Raw genomic sequence first — 20,687 nt, forward strand, 5'->3', positions numbered from 1 at the left:
AAATACAACCAGATGTGCCGTGGCTGGTTTCCAACCCGATTTGCAAGGCTTCGGTCTTCAGACCCAAGTCAGGCGCTCAATCCTGCCGAGCATTTCCATGTTCTTGAGCCGTTGCCTCTCCGTCAGATGTTTTCCGCAGGTCGAACGGGGGCGCCGCCGGCAAAGACGTTCTCTTGTGCGTAGTCGCACGGGGCCTCCTGCATCTGCAGGTGGAGCTGATCGCCGGTATAGGGATGGGCGCGCGCGAGGGCCTCATTGACCTCGATCCCAAGGCCCGGAGCGTCGGGTGGGATCAGGTCGCCCGCGTCGAACCGGATCGTGTCGCCGATCAGGGCGCGGTGAAAGGCGCAGCCTGTCTCGATTGTTTCGACCATCAGCAAGTTGGGGATGGCGGTGCCAAGGGCCACGTTCGCAGCCCATTCGATGGGCCCGGCATAGAGATGCGGTGCCATCTGTGCGTTATAGACCTCGGCCAGGGCGGCGATCTTGCGGGCCTCATTGATGCCACCTACACGGCCCAGGGCCGGTTGCAGGATGGTCGCGGCGCCTTCCCGCAAGATAGGGGCGAACTCGGCTTTGGTGGTCAGACGCTCGCCGGTGGCCACGGGCACTGAGCTGGCGGCTGCCACGCGCGCCATGGCGGCCACGTTATCGGGCGGGATGGGTTCCTCGAACCACAGCGGTTGGTAGGGCGCGATCGCGTGGGCCATGCGGATGGCACCGCCGGTCGAAAACTGCCCATGGGTGCCAAAGAGCAGATCGGCCCGGTCCCCCACCGCCTCCCGGATCGCCTTGCAGAACGCGACCGAGCGGGAGATATCGCGCATCGCGGGCTGATGCCCTGGCCGGATGGTGTAGGGACCGGCAGGGTCGAATTTCACCGCTGTGAAGCCTTCCTCGACCCAGGCCAAGGCCGCCTCGGCCGACATTTCGGGTGTCACCCAGAACCGGTCATGGTCTTGATCATTCTTGGGATACAGATAGGTGTAGGCTCGTAATCGGTCATTCGTTTTGCCGCCCAGCAGAGCCCAGACCGGGCGATCCAAGGCTTTGCCCAGGATGTCCCAACAGGCGATCTCCAGGCCCGAAAACGCACCCATGACGGTCAGGTCGGGGCGTTGGGTGAACCCGCTGGAATAGGCGCGGCGGAACATCAACTCGATATTTGCTGGATGCTCGCCCGCCACGTGGCGGGCAAAGACATCCTCAATAACCGCTCGCATTGCCGTGGGTCCGACAGAACTGGCATAGCATTCGCCCCAACCGACGATCCCGCAGGCGGTGGTAACCTTTACAAAGATCCAGTACCGCCCGCCCCATCCCGGTGACGGGGGCGCTGTCACGATCACATCCACGTCGGCGAGTTTCATGGCACCTCCCCTTTTCTGCGCAATATCAAACATCAATCCTGCGGCCCGTCCATCGGATCCGCCTCTTCACGCGCCATGAGAAATCCGTGAAAACCGCCAACCGTTTGGCAAACGTCAACCCGTGCCCCACCGCTTTACGCTACGACAGGTCCACCGGGCGGTGTGTATTTGCTCCAATTAAAGGGTCTGGCGATGTTTGAATTTGACGCTCTTTTTTCCTCGAATATGCTTCTTAGCGCCATCGGCATGGTGGGGTTCAGCCTTTATGTTCTGAACTACACCATGCTGACGGCCCGGCGGATCAGCGCAGATCAGCCTTTGTATTTTATAATCAACCTATCCGCAGCGAGCTTTGTCTTGATCGGGTTACTCAACGCATTCAACCTTGCGGCCGCCTTGATACAGGTATTCTGGATCTGCGTGTCGTTGGTCGGTTTTGCAATGCGCACGAAATCCGAGGGCACCAGCCGCAAGACCCTTAGAACACTATGACATTGCGCCGGGCGGCGCCGGATTTGGTGTCAGTAATGGCGTTGTTGATCTGATCCAGCCGCCAAGTGCCCGAGACCAGCTCGTCCAGCTTCAGCCGGCCTTGCCGGTAAAGATCGACCATCCACGGAATATCGCGCGCCAGGACCGTGTCGCCCATCAATGACCCTTCTATTCGGTGGCCGTAATAAGCCAGCATGACCGGCTCATATCCGGCTGACTGGCCGCCATGGGTCATTCCCACTGCATAGGCGCGGCCTTTGCTGCCCAAGTAGCGCAAGGCACTGTCATAGGCCGGAAGAGCCCCGACAGAGACCAGAACCACATCCGCTCCTTGAGGGGCAATCTGGCGCAAAGCCTTCCACGGGGCGTCATGGTTGGCCAGAATTCCGTCGGTTGCCCCGAAATCAAGGGCTGCGTCCAGTTTGTCCGGGACCATATCTACAGCCACGATGCGGGACGCACCGCTCAGCCGCGCGCCCTGGATCGCGTTCAATCCCACACCGCCCGCACCGATCACAACGACAACCTCGCCTGGGCGGATCCGTGCCGTGTTCACAGCGGCCCCCAGCCCGGTGATCACACCACATGACAGTACGGCGGCGGAGGCGGCTGGAATATCTGCCGGTATCGGTTGGGTCTGGCTGTCACGGACCACGACCTTTTCCGCGAAGGCCCCACAATTCATCCCTTGCGAGACGGGCGTACCATCGGGCAAGGCCAGCGTCGCCACCTGATCCACAGCGGTTTCGCAATGGGCGGCCTTGCCACCGGCGCAGCACCGGCATTGCCCGCAATTCACCATCAGCGTGACCAGAACGCGGGTGCCCACCTCATGCCGCGCACCAGGGCCAGCGGCGGTCACATGCCCCACCGCCTCATGCCCGTAAATCGCGGGCAAGACGCCGCCCCACGCGGCCTCGATGAAGGAGATGTCGGAATGGCAGATCGCGCAGGCTTCCAGCGTGACCTCGACCTGGCCGGGGCCGGGTGCCGCCAGGACGATATCCTCGATCACAAGGGGGTGGTGAAAGGCGCGGCTGACCGCTGCTTTGATTGTTGCCATACCAGTTCCTCTCTCCGTTGCGGCGGAGTAGGGGCTAGGCGGGCGCGCGTTCTCGCATACCTGCGACATAGATCGTCCCGCAAACGACCATCAATGTCATCGATAACAGGAAAGGGGCGCCGGGCAGATAGAATGTGCCGTCCTGATCCGTGGCGCGCGCAAAGATATAGGTCATGACCAGCGGCGAAAGGATCATCGCGATGGACCGGACGGAGGCGACGACACCCTGCATCTCCCCTTGTGCATCTTTGCCTGCCTTGTCGGAGATCATGGATTGCAACGCCGGGGTCACCACCGCGCCCAAGGCCGTCAGCGGTGTCAGGATCAGCGCCAGGGTGCCGTTGGCCACCGTGGCAAGGGCGAAGAAGGCAAAGAAGTTGAACACAAATCCATAAAGGATCGTGTTCACCTGCCCGAATTTCTTCAAGATGACCCGGATCAGACCGCCTTGGACCACGGCCATGGCGATGCCAAAGGATCCCAGCGAGACGCCGACCATGCGCGGGTCCCAACCGAACTGTTCTTTGGTGAAGTAGGCCCAGATCGCCGGATAGACGATGAACGCGAATTCATAAAGGAAGAACAGGATCAAAAGACGCGTCGTGCCGCCGATCTTGCCCACATGCAAGAACGCGCCAAATGGGTTGGCACGGCGCCATCGGAACGGACGGCGGATTGCGTCGGTCACCGTTTCGGGCAGCACGAAATAGCCCAATACCATGTTCATTGCGGCAAGGGCGGCAGCGGCATAGAATGGTGCGCGGGTGCCGTATTCCGCCAGCAATCCGCCGATGATCGGCCCAAGGACAAAGCCCAGGCCAAAGGCTGCACCGACCAGACCGAAGCGGGCCGTTTTCTCGTGCGGTTCCGAGATATCGGCGATAAACGCTGTGGCGGTCGATTGCGTGGCAGAGGTGACACCGCCCACGATCCGCGCCAGCAGCAGCACCCAGATGGAGCCCGCCAGTGCCATCACCAGATAATCCACCGCCATCACGCCGGTGCTTATCAGCAGCACGGGCCTGCGCCCGAACCTGTCGGACAGGCTGCCCAGGGTCGGCCCGCACAGGAACTGTGTTGCGGCAAAGATGGTCGACAGGATCCCGCCCCAGATCGCCGCATCGCCCAGGTCACCGCCATCCACCTCGCGCAGCAGATCCGGCATGACGGGCAGGATCAGCCCGATCCCCATGGCATCGATGACCAGCGTGATCATGATGAAAGTGATCGGGAGGTTGCGTTTCATGGGCTGCCCAAAGTGAACCGGTCAGTTCGGCCTATCAGAGCGCATGGGCGGCGTCTACAAACCTGTCTGCCTCGGACGGGGCATCACCCAGTTGGGCTTGCGGGGTGAACAAATCGCCAAAATCGCGATCTGGCCACCGGTTCTGCGCCATGGGTTTCAGTGAGCTGTTCAGCGCGCGCGCCTCGACACACAGCTCTTTGACCGCCGCCTGCGCCTCGGGCCGGGGCATGGTGCGGGCGAGATGAAAGCTCAGCGCCTCTGCATAGATCAGGCCGCGCCCGTCATCGATGCCTTTCAGCATGGTTTCAGGTTCGGGCGTCAGGTTCTGCGCGATCTCCGTCCCAAGGGTCGACGCCCGCCCGGTTGCCATGCAGATCTGCGGCAGGCTTAGCCATTCGACCATCCAGGCTGCGCCGTCGCGTTGGTCGCGATGGGCCAACGCGCCCTGGATATTCGCAACGAGCCCCACATTCTGCCGCGCCAACGCGACCATGGCGGAGGGCTGCACCGGGTTTTGCTTTTGCGGCATGGTCGAGGAGGACCCACCCCCTGCCAATACGGCCTCACCGGCGCGGGTCAGGCTCAGGACATCTTCGCCCATCTTGGCGAGCGATCCTGTAACCGACCCGCACCAGGCTGCGAAGCCGGCGATATGGTCGCGGGTGCTGTGCAGGCCGCTGCCGGGATCAGTCAGGTTCAAGGCCAGGGCCAGTTCGGCGCGCACCTCTGTCCCGTCGGGTTCCATCGCGGCCAAGGTGCCTGCTGCGCCGGACAGGCTGACGACCAACAGGTGAGATTTTAACGCGCGTAAAGTTTTGACATGGCGGACCAGCGGCAGCCCCCAACTGGCCACGACCGCGCCAAAGCTGGTGGGCGTGGCCGCCATGCCCCAGGTCCGCGCGGCAAGGGGCAGCGCGCGGTAGGTTTCGGCCAACGCAGCCAGATGGGCGACCGCGTCGCGCAACCGTTCTTCCAACAAAGCCACCACTTGGCGCAACCGCAGGGCCAGCCCGGTATCGTGGATGTCTTGCGAGGTCGCGCCCCAATGGACGTATTGCGCGGCCTCGGCATTCAGCATCTCGGCCCGGAACCGCGCGACCATGGCGGGCACGCTGACGCCGTTGCTGCCCGTCGCCTCGGCCAAGGCGGCCGGGTCCAGCGTCACTTCCAGGCAGTCGCGCTGGATCGCCAGCGCGGCCTCGGTCGGGATCATGCCAAGCCCCGCCTGTGCCTTGGCCAGCGCCCCTTCGACGACGAGCATCGCGCGCAATTCGGCGCTATCGGTGAACAATTTGCCCACTTCCGGGTCACCGAACAGCTTGCCGTAAAGAACACTGTCAAACGGCGTGGCCGGCATCAGATATGGCCGATATCGCGCAGGAACCCGGTCAGCAGCGCGGCATATTCATCGGGTTTTTCCACGCATGGTATATGCCCCGCCCCCCGGATCAGTTCAAACCGCGACCCCGGCACCAGCCCAGCCGTTTCCCGCACCATATCGGGCGGGGTCGATCCATCCTCGTTGCCCGCAATCCCCAGGGTCGGCAAGCGCAAGCCAGAGGTGGGCGTGTAGAAATCCGTGCCGGAAATCGCCTGCGAACAGCCGATATAACCTTCGTCCGCCTGCGAGGTCAGCATGTTGCGCCACAAACGCATGTCTGGCGTCGCCCGGAAAGCATCTGAAAACCACCGTTCCATCACCGCGTCGGCCAGGCCTTCGATCCCGCCATCGCGGATGCCCTGCACGCGCTGATCCCAAATTTCAGCCGTGCCGATCTTGGCCCCGGTATTCGACAGGACCATGCCGCGCATCAGATCCATCCGCTTCACCGCCAGGCCCTGGGCGATCATCCCGCCAATCGACAGGCCAACCAGCACGCAGTCCTTTACGGCCAACAGATCCAACAGCCGCTCGGTATCGCCCACCAACGCGCCCATGGAATAGGGTGCGGGCGGGACATCCGACAAGCCATGCCCACGCTTGTCAAACCGGATGATCCGCAGGCCGCCGGGCAACCGCGCCACGACCTGATCCCAGATGCGCAGATCGGTGCCCAGCGAATTGGCAAAGACAAGCGGTGCACCGTCCGGGTCGCCATCTTCGCGGTAATGCAGCGCGATATCGTCGAATTGGGCCAGTTTCATCACAAGATCCCCGTGAACTTAGCCATCGCGCAACCTCAGATGCGCCATGATCTGCCCATGATCCGAAGCAAGCTTGTTGTACGGCGCCTCCGCGTGAGAGCCATCGGTCAGATGGTCGTTCAACACGCTGAAATATTCCAGATAGGCAATCGCCTCTGGATTGTCAGGGTGGAAATGACAGCTCAGCAGGATCTGGTCGATACTTTCGAAAACGCCGCCAAACGCCGTGGTATAGACCATGTCACGCTGGCTCTTGCGTACGAACAGCCGTTCTGCGGATTGCAGGCGCACCTTTTCAATACTGTCGCGGATCTGCGTGGCCTCTTCGTCGGTGTAACGGTCATTGGCGCGCTCGGCCCCATGGCGGCGCATCCAGGAATAGTTCTTGAACGGGGCCTCGCCCGCGATCACCTCGGTGCTGACCGATGCCTCGTTATCGTTCAGATCGCCCAGTACGATCACCGGATACCCGGCCTCCAGCTCCCGCACGATGGCGCGGCGCAAGACCCAGGCTTCGGCCATCCGGCGCAACGCCGCGCGGACAGAGCCCAGGGCACGCCCGGTGGCGTCATACTCCAGCAGATTGGCTTCTGGCGGGAAGGGTTGGTCCTCGTCACGCGGAAACTCCCCCAGCTTGGACTTCAGATGACAATTAAAGACAGTCACCACATGGTCGCCCAGGGGGATCCGCACCTTGAGGATGGGGCGCGACAGCCGGGTCACCCTGTAATAGCCCGCGGCACCGGGGTCACCCCCGCCCAATTCATCAAAGGGGATCACGGCGGGGGTCGGCAGTGTCTGGATCACCTCTGGTTTGCCCACGAAACCTACGCGCGACAGAATCGCCAGGCCCGGGCGCCGCTCCCCTGGACCGCCATCATTGGTGTTGGGGGCAAAAGCCAGACCCGCCTTGGCATAGCTGCCATAGGCGAGCCGCTTGAAAATCGCCTTGCGGTGATAGCGTTTGGACCGGTCGGGGATCACGGTGTCATTCAGGGCAGTGCCGCGCAGATCCGCCTCCCTGATGACGGCTTGCAGCGCTTTGGGGTCAAAGATCTCCTGAAAGCCGATGACATCGGCGTTCAGCGTCAAGATCTGGTCCGCCAGCCAATCTTGTTTCCAAGCATATTCCTCGGGCGTGTAGCGTTCAAAGCGGTAGTATTCCTCATCCGCCCCGATGAGGTTTTTAACATTGAAACTGGCAATCATAAGGTCGGTCATCACGAGGGTCCGTATCGGGTAAGCGCGGTTTGGAACAGTGCGGCATCCACATTGCCGCCAGAGGCCGTGACGATAACCGCATCGCCATCGATCGCATCTGGGTGAAACAGTGCCGCCGCCAGGGCGATGGCGCCGCCCGGCTCCAACACCAGCTTCAAATGAGCAAAGGCCAGCGCCATGGCGCGCAGGCAGTCCTCTTCGGGGATCACAATGCCAGGGCCGCAGAGGTGCTGCATGATGGGAAAGGTGATCTGGCCCGGGCTGGGCGTGATGATCGCGTCGCAGATCGAACCGGAGACTCGGTTGTTCCGCTCAATCCCGCCCGATCGTAGCGAGCGCGCCACGTCGTCGAACCCGACAGGTTCGACAGGGCGGGCGCGCAGGGCAGGGGCCTCGGCCTCCAGTGCGCGCGCTATGCCAGCGGTCAGACCGCCACCCCCGCAGCAGACCAGCACGTCGCCTTCGGTCACACCAGCCTCGGCGGCCTGGGCTGCAATCTCAAGGCCGGTGGTGCCTTGACCGGCAATGACTTGGGGTTCGTCAAAGGGCTTGATCAGCGTCAGGCCGCGTTCGGCGGACAACTCCGCGCCGATCTCGTCGCGATCATGGCTGGCCCGGTCAAAAGTGACGACCTCGGCCCCTAAGGCGCGGGTGCCGTCCAGTTTGGCTTTGGGCGCATCTTCGGGCATCACGATCAAAGCGGGAAGGTCATGGGCGCGAGCGGCGCGGGCGATGCCTTGCGCATGGTTGCCAGAGGAAAAGGCGATGACCCCAGGCGTATCCGCGGGCAAGGCCGAGATCGCGGACCAGGCGCCGCGAAACTTGAAGCTGCCGGTATGTTGCAACGCCTCTGCCTTGACCAGCACCCGCCGTCCGGCCACGCCGTCCAGCGCCGGATTTGACAGCAAAGGCGTGCGCACCGCGTGGCCTGACAGCCGCGTTTCGGCCGCCCGGATCATCTCGATATTCATGCGGTTGCCTCAAGAAAGGCGTGGATCACAGCCAATGAGGCCGGTTCATCCAGGAACGGGATATGCCCGCGATCCGGTATCTCGGCATGGATCAGATCTGGCCTGCGGCGGCGCATCTCATCCGTCGTCGCGGGTGTCAGCAGGTTCGAGTTCTCGGCCCGCAAAAGCGCCACTGGCAGCCCGTCTAGCGCATCAAACAGGGGCCACAGATCGGCAGCAGGCGCATTGTAATCCTCCAGAAATGCATTGCGCAGGGTCGGGTCGTAGGTGATCTCCAGGCTTTCACCAGTGCCCACGAAATGGATCTGCGCCTCCTGCAGCCACCGGCTGTGGGGTACATTGCGAAAATCCGTCAAGTTGCGCGCCATCGCCTGCGCGGCCTCTTCATGGGTGCGGGCTTGCGGGTTGCGTCCCAGATAAAGGTCGATCTCTGCCAATCCCTTTGGGTCAATTTCCGGTCCCACATCGTTCAGGCAAAGCCCAGCCAGCCGATCCTTGGCCATGGCGGCCAGCAACATCCCGATGATGCCGCCACGCGACGTGCCCAGAACGGGCACTTGGTCCAGCTCCAGATGGTCGAGCAGTTCGATGGCATCGCGCGCCTCGATCGGGACTTTGTAGGTGTCGGCACCTGACCATTCCGACCCGCCGCGCCCCCGGTAATCCATGCAGATCATCCGCACGCCCGGCAAATGCGGGGCAAGGTAGTCGAAATCCTTGACCGTCCGCGTCAGCCCGGAAAGGCAAAGCAAGGGGCGCCCCGCGCCACCATCCCGGAAGGCGATGCGGGTCCCGTCAGAGGCGGTAAAATGATCCATCACAGCGCCTCCACCAAAGCCGGAATGCCCGACAGATCGGACAGGATATGAGCGGGCCGCCAGGGCAGGCGATCGACGGGATCGCCCGCGCGGTTCACCCAGGCGGTCGCGAAACCATATCCCGTGGCCGCGGCGGCATCCCAGCCATTGGACGATACGAACAGGACCTGATCCGGGGTGCAGCTAAAGCGCTGGCCGACCAGATCATAGACTCGGGACGATGGTTTGAAGATACCCACGGTCTGTACGCTGAGCACATCGTCCAGCAACGCCTGCAGATCGGCAGAGCTGACAGCCCCGTCCAGCATTTCGGACGTGCCATTGGATAGGATCGCCGTGGTTTTGCCGCCGGTCTTCAAGGCAGCCAGCATGTCGGGAACTTCCGGATAGGCGCTCAGCTGCCAATAAAGTGCCAGCAACCGCTCGCGCAGTTCAGGGTCATCCAGACCAACGGCTTCCATCGCGAAATCGAGGCCGTCCTGCGTGACCTTCCAGAAATCGGTATGATGGCCTGTCACGGCGCGCAACCAGGTATATTGCAACTGTTTCAAACGCCAGATTTCGGCCAACTGGGTCCATTTATCCGCAAATGCAGCGCGCCCAGGCTCGCACGCCGCTTCCCGCGCGGCAGCGGACACGTCGAACAAGGTGCCATAGGCATCAAAAACGCAGGTCGTGATCCGCCCCATTCGATCCCTCCTTTACCCCTGCGTCAGGATTGCACCCCGCGTGGGTGAAGGAAAGGGGGAAAGGCGGGTGACGCCCCGTTCAACCGTTGGCAAGCGAAGCTGACCGCTGTCTGCCGCGTGTCCGACCGGCCTTGGCTGTGCCAAGATCGTCAGACCACGACAGCGGTGGCACTGGCGCTGCCCGTGCGGCGGCATTATCCGCATATCGGAGTGGTTCCAAGGGGGGGCCCAATGGGAGTGTTGTGTTCATCTCTGGTTCACCAAAGCAGAGGCTTTTTACAGGTTTTCGGGTTGCGGCATGCCGAGGACATGGTAGCCGCCATCGACGTGGATGATCTCGCCGCTGGTGCAGGCACCATGGTCGCTGGCCAGGTAAAGCGCTGTACCGCCAACGGCATCAAGCGTGGCATTGGCCCGCAAGGGCGCATTGGCTTCTGTCAGGCGAAAGGTTTTGCGCGCCCCACCAATGGCCGCTCCAGCGAGCGTTTTCATCGGGCCCGGGCTGATCGCGTTCACGCGGATGCCTTCAGGCCCCAGATCGTTGGCCAGGTAGCGCACCGTGGATTCGAGCGCGGCCTTGGCCACACCCATCACATTGTAATAGGGCGTCACGCGGTTGCTGCCTTGATAGGTCAGCGTCAGGATCGTCCCGCCTGCTTTCATCATTGGGGCTGCACGGCGGGCGCAGTCGATCAGGGAATAGCAGGAGATCGATAGGGAATTTTTGAAGTTGTCCCGCGTCGTATTGATGAACCGACCTGTCAGCTCGTTCTTGTCAGAATAGGCGATGGCATGGACCAGAAAATCCATCTGCCCCCAACTGGAGCCGAGCATCGTGAATGCGGCATCCAGCGAGGCATCATCCGTCACATCGACATCAAGCAGCAGGCTCGATCCCAGGCGTTCGGCCAGCGGCGCGACGCGCTTGCCGAACGCTTCACCTTGATAGCTGAAGGCCAGTTCCGCGCCCTCTGCTGCCAGCGCCTTGGCGATCCCCCAGGCGATCGAGCGTTCATTCGCGACCCCCATGATCAGACCTTTGCGGCCTTGCATCAGATCTCCCATATGCGCTCACCCATCAAACTTGCTCAGCAGCATCGATCCATTCGTGCCACCGAACCCAAAACTGTTTGTCATAACGGTATCAAGTCTGGCATTCGGGACCATTTCGGTGGCGATCTCGGCCGGGTCTAATGCTGGATCCAGCGTTTCCACATTGATCGAGGGTGCGATGAAATCGCTGTCCAGCATGATCAGGCAGTAGATCGCCTCCTGCGCGCCCGCCGCCCCCTGGCTGTGGCCCGTCATCGATTTGGTGGAACTGATGGGTGGCGTGCCGCCTTGGCCAAAGACCCGGCGCACGGCCTCGACTTCGCCCACATCGCCGACAGGCGTGGAGGTGCCATGGGCATTGATGTAACTGATCTTGCGATCCTCTGGCAGTGTCTCCAGTGCCAGCCGCATGGCCCGTTCGCCGCCTTCACCAGACGGAGCGACCATGTCGGCCCCGTCCGAGGTTGCGCCAAAGCCGGTAACCTCGGCATAGATCTTGGCCCCGCGGGCCTTTGCGCGCTCCAACTCCTCAAGCACCACGATGCCGCCGCCGCCTGCAATCACAAATCCGTCGCGATCCGCATCAAAGGCGCGGGAAGCGCGGGCTGGCGTATCGTTGAACTTGCTCGACATGGCACCCATCGCATCAAACAGGCACGAAAGGGTCCAATCCAACTCCTCACCGCCGCCGGCAAACATCACATCCTGCTTGCCGAACTGGATCTGCTCACTGGCCGATCCGATGCAATGGAGAGATGTGGAACAGGCGCTGGTGATCGAATAGTTGATCCCCTTGATCTTGTAGGCTGTCGCCAGATTGGCACTGACGGTCGACGACATCCCTTTGGGCACCACAAAGGGGCCGATCCGTTTAGGGTTGTTGTTTTTCTCAACCACTTGATGGGCCTGGAACAGGCTGAGCGTCGAGGGCCCGCCGGACCCCGCAATCAGACCGGTGCGGGGGTGACTGACCTCTTCTGCGCTCAGGCCCGCATCAGCAATGGCCTGCTCCATCGCGATATAGGCATAGGCCGCGCCCGGCCCCATGAACCGCAAGGTCCGCTTGTCGATATGCGCTGCCGGATCGATCTTTAGCGTCCCGGCAACATGGCTGCGAAAGTTGCGATCCGCCTGGTCGGGGTTCAGCTCAATGCCGGATGTTCCGGCTTTCAGCGACGCCTCAACCTCGGCCCGATTGTTGCCGACCGGGGAGATGATCCCCATACCTGTAACAACGACACGGCGCATGGCAGTTTCCTTGATTGGATCAGGCATCGGCGACCGAAAGGCCCACCTTCATGTCCTTGACGGCATAGATAAGATCGCCATCGGCCTCGACCCGACCATCGGCGACGCCCATCTTGAGTTTGCGGTCGATGACCCGGGTGAAATCGACGACATATGTCAGCATCTTGCGGGCGGGGGTGACCATCCCCTTTAGCTTGACCTCGCCCACGCCCAGGGCCATGCCCAGACCTTCCCAGCCGCGCCAGCCCAGATTGAAGCCGGTCAGCTGCCATAGCCCATCCAGGCCCAGACAGCCCGGCATGATCGGATTGTTGGGAAAGTGGCACTTAAAGAACCACAGATCGGGTGTGATATCGAATTCCGCGACGATGTGCCCTTTTCCGTGGGCACCGCCATCTGCAGACACCTCTGTGATGCGGTCCATCATCAGCATCGGCGGTTCGGGCAGTTGCGCGTTGCCGAGGCCAAAAAGCTCTCCGCGGGCGCATTTCAACAGCGCCTCCTTATCAAAGTGCGTCGGAAAACCGGCCATATCCGCGCTGCCCCCATATTCATTTCATCATTGCAACACTCCTCTAGCACCCTGCGGAAAGGAGGCGCAATAGCGCCGCTATCCCGTGGGACGCGGCGGGAAGTCCGCGTTTTTATTTGAAAGTTAAGGGACCAACCCTTTATACCAAAGAGGCGAGCAAATGAACGGATACCCAGGATGACCTCCCAGGCGGTAGAGCGTGGATCGAAATGGTTGGCAAAAGGCGGGCTGCGGCCCACCCGGCAGCGTCTGTCGCTGGCCACCCTTCTGGTCGGTGACGGCAAAGATCGCCATGTCACTGCCGAAAGCCTGTTCGATGCCTCCCGCGACGCCGGAGAGAAGGTGGCCCTTGCTACCGTATATAATACCCTTCGCGCGTTCTGCGACGCTGGCTTGGTGCAGGAGGTTACGGTCGATGGCTCCAAAAGTTATTTCGACACGCGCATGGACGATCACCCGCATTTCTTCTGGGAAGACGATGCCAAGCTGACGGATGCGCCCGCCGACCAGCTTGAGATCTGCGGCTTGCCCGATGCGCCCGAAGGGACCGAGATCAGCAAGGTCGATGTCGTCATCCGCCTGCGCCGGACATAGAAAACGGCGGCCACCTGGACAGGGCGCCGCCGCCTTATTCAGTTCATTATGTCAGTCCGTCAGGTGATCAACACACCAAGGCTCATGCCAATCATGACCGAAGCCAAAATCAGTGATCGTGCAAACATGATCATATCCTCCGTTATAAAATAAACCCGAATCTGGGCAACTTGGTTCCAATAAAAGTGACGTAGGGGCCACTAAGATCCGATTAAACAGTTGGATGGGATTTTTTTGTGGTTTTCTTGCGGCTGACAAAAGTGCGCCTCATTTGCGCCGCTCAATTGGTATCAATACCGCGTCAGTAGGGGATTTTGGTGCTGATATGTATGACGTCCGGCGACAATGGCAGCTCGCGATCATTTTAACATGTTTCGTCTTTTACGCCATTTTTCTATTGTTCGATGGTGCGCGTTCTTCGGATCTGCTGGCAACATGGCTGGCAGGCCACTTCCTGGCAGAGGGTCGGATCGACCAAATCTATATGACCCAGGAACCGGTTTTCACGATGTATGCCCATGACAGCTGGTACAGCTTGATGCAGCAGACATTCGATTATCATGATCCCCTGTTCCCCTTCATCTACCCGCCGCTCTGGGCATGGCTGGCCAGCCACCTCCAACATATCTCGTTCTTCACCATCGAACCGATCGCGACAGCATTCAACTTGGCGTTCATTGCCGGAATGGTGCTTTTGTCAGGGCGTCTGGTCGGCACGGCCGTGCGTCCGGTGGTTCATGTTCTGATCTGTCTGGTGCTCTTGTTCTTCACCACGATTGGTGGCTTCGCCATATATGAAAACCAGCCACAAATCATTGTCAGCTTCCTGATCATCTTGGCCATAGAACGCGCACGCAACGGTTCTGGCCTGGTTGCCGGCGCGGCCATGGCGCTGGCCGCCTCCATCAAGATTTACCCGGCCTTGCTGGCCATCGTCTGGCTGGCCACGGGACAGCGACGCGCCTTTGCGTCCTTTGTCGTGATTGGGGGGGCATTGGGCATGTCCTCGCTGCTCACCACAGGATGGCCAATGCATCAATTGTTCTTTGAGCAGATCTCAAAGGTGTCCGGCAGCACGATCATCAACAGTATCAATTGGAACCTGAACGGCACCATTGGCCAGATCTTTTTTCGCGATCAGATGGTCTACCTGCCAATGGCCCATGTCGACCGGGAAATGGCCGGTTGGTACATGCTGGCCAAACCGCAAACCTGGATCATCATCACTAAATTAGCCCCGATTGCCGTGATCGCCGTGGCCTTTCCACTTTTTGCAAAGGCCGATGCGGATCTCCGGGATCGTGCGCTCTGGCCGCTGTTGCTCATCACCATGGCACTGACAGCTCCGCTTGGCTGGGTCTACCATTACATGCCTGTGGTTGTGTTGCTGACTGGATTGGTCAGCCTGATGGGGCGCCGCGATGGCTATTCCGTGATCGTGACCTTCATTTCTGTCCTGGGCTTTCCAGCCCTGCTTCTTTACGGATGGCTCGGTTTCGGTCAATTGGATGTTCAGCTCATTGGAACCGGTACAATCACCCTGCTTGCCGTGGTCTTTGCGGTACAGGTGAAAACCCATCTCTCCCTCCAACATTCAAGCCCCCTGAAATCTCTGCGCGCCTAGGGCCTCGCCGGTTCCAAGTCATGCGAAAGCCCTATAGAAACTACCCGAACGCTTGAGCCCGTTTAGTTTGGCTTTTGGTACGGGGCGAAACGGATGACACCTTTTCGAAACCGCGCATTCAGTGCCGTTATGCTTTGTGTGGCCGGCGCCTATTTGCTGCTGGTGTTTTGGGGAACGTGGTCACTCGATCTGAGCGCGCTCTACTATGCCGCACGCTTTTACGGCCTGGGTCTTCACGGTGAAATCTATCAGGCCAGTACCGACTTTTTCGGTCACATTCCCTCACCGGCCCTGACTGCGATGCTAAAGGAACAGGGCATCAGGGAAGCGGTCGTTCCCTATCTCTACCCGCCGATTTGGGCGTATTTGGCCAGCTCGTTGGCCTTGCACCTATCTCCTTACGCCTTTTTCAACGCGTTTCTCGTCATCCAAACCGCGTTGGTTTTCGCGGCCATTCCCCTCGCTTATCGCCTCGCCCACCCATCGCAGTTTCCAATATGGGCATGGACCGCGATCTCCTGCTTTTTGATCGTGTCCACGTTTCCGGTTCTTTTCGCTGTCGATCTGAACCAACTCCAAATCACAGTCGCGTTCCTAATCATCCTGGCCTTCGAACGGGCCCGGGCTGGCGCCCACGTATCGGCGGGTGTGGCCTTGGGCCTGGCAGCGGCGATCAAGGTCGTGCCGATCCTGTTCATTCTCGTCCTCGCAGCGGAACGGAAATGGAAAGCCGCCTGGATCTCAGGGGCCACATCCGCCGGTATCGCAGTCCTCAGCCTTCTGTTGGCGGGCATAGACCTGCATATCGCGCTTCTGGATCAAATTGCCCGCCTCAACGCCAAGCTGGTGATCGGTGACGTCAATCTGGGACTGTCCGGTTTGCTCACCCAGTTGACCCAGACAGGTGGAGCCCTGAATGAGGAAGCCGTTATGGCACAACGCTTTGTCGTGACGGATGCCGTGCAATGGACCCGCGCAGTCGCCTATCTGGTATTTCTGATCTGCCTTGTGCCGCTGTTCTTGACGACACGACATCTCCCCGATCCACTCTGGCCACGCCTTTTTGGGGTTTCCTTGCTGATCGCGCTTTGCGGGCCATTGGGCTGGTTCCACTATTTGCTGGTGCCCTTAATATTGTTGCCCGGCATCGTCACCGTCGCACATCGTTACATGGCAGCTGTGATTATCCTGGCAACATTCGTTGTTTTCTCTTTCGCGCTCTTCGACTTCGTCGTGATCGACCGCGGGCTGGCCTTGTCCATGGGCTTGGTTGGCACGATTTGGTTGGTCGCCGTGTTCGTGGCCCTTCTGATCAGCAGCGTGTTGCTTAGCCGTATGTCCGTCCAGTCCATACCACGCGGATCCAGTCCCGCCTGACGATGCGTTGATCTGACCGACGGGAGAGAGGCCGGGACAATTATGCGCCAGCGGCACCTTGCGCCCGGTCTGCGCTTCCCTATAACGCGGACAATTTGCCGTGACAGGGAAGCCCGACAATGCCCAAACGCACCGACATCTCCTCCATCATGATCATCGGTGCAGGGCCCATCGTAATCGGTCAGGCTTGCGAGTTCGACTATTCAGGCGCCCAGGCCTGCAAGGCCCTGCGGGAAGAAGGCTACCGGGTGATCCTGGTCAACTCCAACCCCGCCACGATCATGACAGACCCCGATATGGCCGATGCGACCTATATCGAACCCATCACTCCCGACATGGTCGCCAAGATCATTGAACGCGAGCGCCCCGATGCGCTTTTGCCCACGATGGGCGGCCAGACCGGGCTCAACACCTCCCTGGCGCTCGAAGAAATGGGCGTGTTGGAGAAATTCGGGGTCGAGATGATCGGCGCCAAACGCGCCGCTATCGAAATGGCCGAAGACCGAAAGCTTTTCCGCGAGGCGATGGACAGGATCGGCCTCGAAAACCCCCGCGCCACCATCGCCACGACGATGGATGACTGCATGGCGGCGCTCGAAGATATCGGTCTGCCTGCCATTATCCGCCCCGCCTTTACGCTCGGGGGCACGGGCGGTGGTGTGGCTTATAACCGCGAAGATTACGAATATTACTGCCGCACGGGCCTTGATGCCTCACCCGTTACCCAGATCCTGATCGACGAGTCGTTGTTGGGTTGGAAAGAGTTCGAGATGGAGGTTGTGCGCGACACCGCTGACAACGCCATCATCGTCTGTGCCATCGAAAACGTCGATCCCATGGGCGTCCATACCGGTGATAGCATCACTGTGGCCCCGGCGCTGACGCTCACGGACAAAGAATACCAGATCATGCGCAACGCTTCCATCGCTGTCCTGCGGGAGATCGGAGTAGAGACCGGCGGCAGCAACGTCCAATGGGCCGTGAACCCTGCCGATGGCCGCATGGTCGTGATCGAGATGAACCCTCGCGTATCGCGATCATCTGCCCTGGCCTCAAAGGCTACCGGGTTTCCCATCGCGAAGATCGCGGCCAAGCTCGCCGTCGGCTACACCCTGGATGAGTTGGACAACGACATTACCGGCGTCACCCCCGCCAGTTTCGAGCCCAGCATCGATTACGTCGTCACCAAGATCCCCCGCTTCGCGTTCGAGAAATTTCCGGGCGCCGAACCTGTCCTGTCCACCGCCATGAAAAGTGTCGGCGAGGCCATGTCCATCGGCCGAACTTTTCACGAGAGCCTGCAAAAGGCGCTCGCCTCCATGGAAACCGGCCTCACCGGTCTTGATGAGATCACCATTCCGGGGGTCGCTTCCGATGCTAGCATACCAACCCCCTCCCCAACCCTCCCCCTCGCAGGGGGAGGGGGCTCCGGCGCGCCCCGGCAACCCTTGGAGGGTGAAAGGCCGCAGCGAGGGATAGGCGAAGCGCTCGATCCCGTAGCCCATACCGCCATCACCAAGGCGCTGAGCCAGCAAACACCCGACCGGATCCGTGTCATCGCCCAGGCCATGCGCCACGGTCTCTCAGACGATGACATCCATGCTGCCACATCCCTCGATCCCTGGTTCCTCGCTCGTATCCGCGAGATCATCGACGCCGAGGCGCAGATCCGCAGAACGGGCCTTCCTGTCACCGAACGTGCCCTGCGCGACCTCAAGATGATGGGCTTCACCGATGCCCGCCTCGCCACCCTTACAGGTCGCACCGAAGGCCAGGTTCGCCGCGCCCGCCTCAATCTTGGCGTCACCGCCGTCTTCAAGCGCATCGACACCTGCGCGGCCGAGTTCGAGGCCCAGACCCCCTACATGTACTCGACCTACGAGACCCCTGTTATGGGCGATGTCGAATGTGAAGCCCGCCCCACCGCCGCCAAAAAGGTCGTCATCCTGGGTGGTGGCCCCAACCGCATCGGCCAGGGGATCGAGTTCGACTATTGCTGCTGCCACGCCTGCTATGCCCTGACCGATGCGGGCTATGAGACCATCATGGTCAACTGCAACCCCGAAACCGTGTCGACCGATTACGACACGTCCGACCGCCTCTATTTCGAGCCGCTGACCTTCGAGCACGTGATGGAGATCCTCCGCGTCGAACAGGAAAACGGCACGCTCCACGGCGTCATCGTCCAGTTCGGCGGCCAGACCCCCCTCAAACTCGCCAACGCTTTGGAGGCAGAGGGCATTCCCATCCTCGGCACCACGCCCGACGCGATCGACCTGGCCGAAGACCGCGAACGCTTCCAGCAACTGGTCCAGGACCACGGCCTCAAACAGCCTGCCAACGCCATCGCCACCACCGATGACGAAGCCCGCGCCGCTGCCGAAACCCTCGGCTACCCCCTGGTCATCCGGCCCTCCTATGTCCTGGGCGGCCGCGCGATGGAGATCGTCCGCGACGCCCCCCAGCTTGACCGCTACATCACCGATGCGGTCCAGGTCTCCGGCGACAGCCCCGTCCTGCTCGACAGCTACCTTTCCGGCGCGGTCGAGGTTGATGTCGACGCGCTCTCCGACGGCACCCACACCCATGTCGCGGGCATCATGCAACATATCGAAGAGGCCGGCGTCCATTCCGGCGACAGTGCCTGCTCGCTCCCGCCCTATTCCCTGCCGCCCGCCATCGTGGCCGAACTGCGCGCCCAGACCATCACGCTGGCCAAGGCCCTCAATGTCGTGGGCCTGATGAACGTCCAATTCGCAGTCAAGGACAACCAGATCTACCTGATCGAGGTCAATCCCCGCGCCTCCCGCACCGTGCCCTTCGTGGCCAAGGCCGTCCGCGCGCCCATCGCCGCCATCGCCGCGCGCCTGATGGCCGGCGCCCAGCTCGCCGACTTCACGCTGCCCGATCCGCAGATCAATGGCTTCGCGGTCAAAGAGGCCGTCCTCCCCTTTGCCCGCTTCCCCGGCGTCGACACGCTTCTCAGCCCAGAGATGCGCTCCACCGGAGAGGTCATGGGCTATGACAGCACCTTCCCCCGCGCCTTCCTCAAGGCACAGATGGGCGCGGGCAGCGACCTGCCCCATAAGGGCAAAGTCTTCCTTTCCATCAAACCAACCGACAAAACCGACCAACTTCGCGAAACTGCCCAGATCCTACATGACCTGGGTTTCGAAATCGTTGCCACACGCGGCACCGCCGACTTTGTTCACGCGGCCGGCCTGCCCGCCGAGACCGTCAACAAGGTCTATGAAGGCCGCCCCAACATCGTCGATGTGATGAAAAATGGCGAGATCGCCCTGGTCATGAACACGACCGAGGGCGCCCAGGCCGTCGAAGACAGCCGCTCCATGCGCAACGTCGCCCTCATGGACAAAATCCCCTACTTCACAACCTTAGCCGCATCCCACGCCGCCGCCCTGGCCCTCAAAGCACGGGTTGATGGCGAGGTTGGGGTCAGGGCGTTGCAAGCCTAGCAGACATTTCTACTGCTTTGCCAAATCGCTCAATTACCCAAATCTCTACGTCTTTTGTGTTGAGTAGATTCTTATCCACAAGATATTGGTAGCTTCCGTGAGTTCTGAATTGACTTGTCCGAGATGTATGATGCACATAGTTGTAAATGGCTAAATCAGGTATCTGTGGATATCTGTCTGCATTTTCTTTGACACACCCCCTACATGTGTAAGACTATACCTGTGACAGGTTAGAATCAGAAACGCCGCTGAGGGCGCAACCTCAACGGCGTTAGATTTTAGCCCCGCAAACCAGAAGGTCGTCGCGGTGCATCAGTCTGTAAAACTAGTGAATCAACTAGGTGAAGATGAGTCAAGCGGCCTTCGACTAAACTATCGAAAGGCGCATTCAAATGCCCAACTACATACGAAATCGAAACGCCCAATCAGATGGGTACCATGAGGTCCATATCGACAACGGAACTTGTCCGACGCTTCCTGATATCACCAATCGGCAACCACTTGGATCGCATGTGCGATGCTCGGATGCAGTCCGGCACGCTAAAAGCATATTCGGTCCGTATTCCGATGGCTGTCGGAATTGTATTCCCCATTGTCATACGAGGTAGCTGCGGCATGGCAACAAACCCTCCAACCGGCGATGGACGGCGTATAGGCGCGGTTCGCGGAAGATCTCAAACCCAGGCTCCGAACGGAAACTGGGTCAAAAGAGATACCAAAACTGGCAAGTTTTTGGATCAAAAGACCTCATCGAAAACCCCCTTTAAG

The 20,687-nt window shown here is 60.6% G+C and carries 17 protein-coding genes; 5 read left to right on the forward strand and 12 right to left on the reverse strand.

Annotated elements, in window-relative coordinates; all coding sequences use genetic code 11:
- Window positions 1-122: 122 nt before the first annotated feature.
- Window positions 123-1,370: a mandelate racemase/muconate lactonizing enzyme family protein gene (locus IU397_RS02650; RefSeq protein ID WP_204410348.1), complete on the reverse strand. Its 1,248-nt coding sequence runs from the start codon at window positions 1,368-1,370 to the stop codon at window positions 123-125.
- A 192-nt stretch (window positions 1,371-1,562) separates the two neighbouring features.
- Between IU397_RS02650 and IU397_RS02655 the strand changes: the two genes are divergently transcribed.
- Complete coding sequence (locus tag IU397_RS02655) at window positions 1,563-1,862, forward strand: hypothetical protein (RefSeq protein WP_239479538.1); 300 nt, start codon at window positions 1,563-1,565, stop codon at window positions 1,860-1,862.
- Here IU397_RS02655 and IU397_RS02660 read toward each other — a convergent pair.
- The 11 genes from IU397_RS02660 to fabA all read right to left on the reverse strand — a co-directional run bounded on the left by IU397_RS02660 (window position 1,849) and on the right by fabA (window position 12,848).
- The gene (locus IU397_RS02660; RefSeq protein ID WP_204410350.1) at window positions 1,849-2,925 is read right to left on the reverse strand and encodes a zinc-binding dehydrogenase; all 1,077 of its coding nucleotides are present in this window, start codon (window positions 2,923-2,925) and stop codon (window positions 1,849-1,851) included. The genes IU397_RS02655 and IU397_RS02660 overlap by 14 nt on opposite strands.
- Window positions 2,926-2,959: 34 nt before the next feature.
- Window positions 2,960-4,171: a TCR/Tet family MFS transporter gene (locus tag IU397_RS02665; protein WP_204410352.1), complete on the reverse strand. Its 1,212-nt coding sequence runs from the start codon at window positions 4,169-4,171 to the stop codon at window positions 2,960-2,962.
- Between the two features lie 34 nt (window positions 4,172-4,205).
- Window positions 4,206-5,528 (reverse strand): adenylosuccinate lyase family protein, encoded by a 1,323-nt coding sequence (locus IU397_RS02670; RefSeq protein ID WP_204410354.1) that lies wholly within the window; start codon window positions 5,526-5,528, stop codon window positions 4,206-4,208.
- On the reverse strand, window positions 5,528-6,316 hold the full coding sequence (gene pcaD, locus IU397_RS02675) for a 3-oxoadipate enol-lactonase (protein WP_204410356.1): 789 nt from the start codon (window positions 6,314-6,316) through the stop codon (window positions 5,528-5,530). Before pcaD ends, IU397_RS02670 begins: the two co-directional genes overlap by 1 nt.
- Before the next feature lie 18 nt (window positions 6,317-6,334).
- Window positions 6,335-7,537, reverse strand: a complete 1,203-nt coding sequence (locus tag IU397_RS02680; RefSeq protein ID WP_204410358.1) for an endonuclease/exonuclease/phosphatase family protein — start codon at window positions 7,535-7,537, stop codon at window positions 6,335-6,337.
- Entirely contained in the window at window positions 7,537-8,508 is a 972-nt protein-coding gene (locus tag IU397_RS02685; RefSeq protein WP_204410361.1) for a threonine/serine dehydratase, read from the reverse strand. Before IU397_RS02685 ends, IU397_RS02680 begins: the two co-directional genes overlap by 1 nt.
- Window positions 8,505-9,329 (reverse strand): alpha/beta fold hydrolase, encoded by an 825-nt coding sequence (locus tag IU397_RS02690; RefSeq protein ID WP_204410362.1) that lies wholly within the window; start codon window positions 9,327-9,329, stop codon window positions 8,505-8,507. The genes IU397_RS02685 and IU397_RS02690 overlap by 4 nt, the downstream gene beginning before the upstream one ends.
- Window positions 9,326-10,015 carry a haloacid dehalogenase type II gene (locus IU397_RS02695; RefSeq protein WP_204410365.1) on the reverse strand — a complete coding sequence of 230 codons (690 nt, stop codon included), beginning with the start codon at window positions 10,013-10,015 and terminating at the stop codon, window positions 9,326-9,328. The genes IU397_RS02690 and IU397_RS02695 overlap by 4 nt, the downstream gene beginning before the upstream one ends.
- Before the next feature lie 276 nt (window positions 10,016-10,291).
- Window positions 10,292-11,080, reverse strand: coding sequence for an enoyl-ACP reductase (locus IU397_RS02700; protein WP_204410367.1), 789 nt, complete (start codon window positions 11,078-11,080; stop codon window positions 10,292-10,294).
- A gap of 6 nt (window positions 11,081-11,086) precedes the next feature.
- Window positions 11,087-12,316 (reverse strand): beta-ketoacyl-ACP synthase I, encoded by a 1,230-nt coding sequence (gene fabB, locus IU397_RS02705; protein ID WP_204410369.1) that lies wholly within the window; start codon window positions 12,314-12,316, stop codon window positions 11,087-11,089.
- 19 nt (window positions 12,317-12,335) lie between these two features.
- Complete coding sequence (gene fabA, locus IU397_RS02710; RefSeq protein WP_204410370.1) at window positions 12,336-12,848, reverse strand: bifunctional 3-hydroxydecanoyl-ACP dehydratase/trans-2-decenoyl-ACP isomerase; 513 nt, start codon at window positions 12,846-12,848, stop codon at window positions 12,336-12,338.
- Between the two features lie 177 nt (window positions 12,849-13,025).
- Here fabA and irrA point away from each other — a divergent pair, with 177 nt between their 5' ends.
- The 4 genes from irrA (at window position 13,026) to carB (ending at window position 19,919) form a co-directional block, all read left to right on the forward strand.
- The gene (irrA, locus tag IU397_RS02715) at window positions 13,026-13,442 is read left to right on the forward strand and encodes an iron response transcriptional regulator IrrA (protein WP_204410372.1); all 417 of its coding nucleotides are present in this window, start codon (window positions 13,026-13,028) and stop codon (window positions 13,440-13,442) included.
- A gap of 325 nt (window positions 13,443-13,767) precedes the next feature.
- Complete coding sequence (locus IU397_RS02720; protein WP_204410374.1) at window positions 13,768-15,066, forward strand: glycosyltransferase family 87 protein; 1,299 nt, start codon at window positions 13,768-13,770, stop codon at window positions 15,064-15,066.
- A gap of 93 nt (window positions 15,067-15,159) precedes the next feature.
- Window positions 15,160-16,443 (forward strand): glycosyltransferase family 87 protein, encoded by a 1,284-nt coding sequence (locus tag IU397_RS02725; RefSeq protein WP_204410376.1) that lies wholly within the window; start codon window positions 15,160-15,162, stop codon window positions 16,441-16,443.
- Between the two features lie 119 nt (window positions 16,444-16,562).
- Window positions 16,563-19,919: a carbamoyl-phosphate synthase large subunit gene (gene carB / locus IU397_RS02730; RefSeq protein WP_204410378.1), complete on the forward strand. Its 3,357-nt coding sequence runs from the start codon at window positions 16,563-16,565 to the stop codon at window positions 19,917-19,919.
- The last annotated feature ends 768 nt before the right edge of the window (window positions 19,920-20,687 follow it).

It is taken from the genome of Actibacterium sp. 188UL27-1, assembly GCF_016901225.1.
Classification (GTDB): domain Bacteria; phylum Pseudomonadota; class Alphaproteobacteria; order Rhodobacterales; family Rhodobacteraceae; genus 188UL27-1.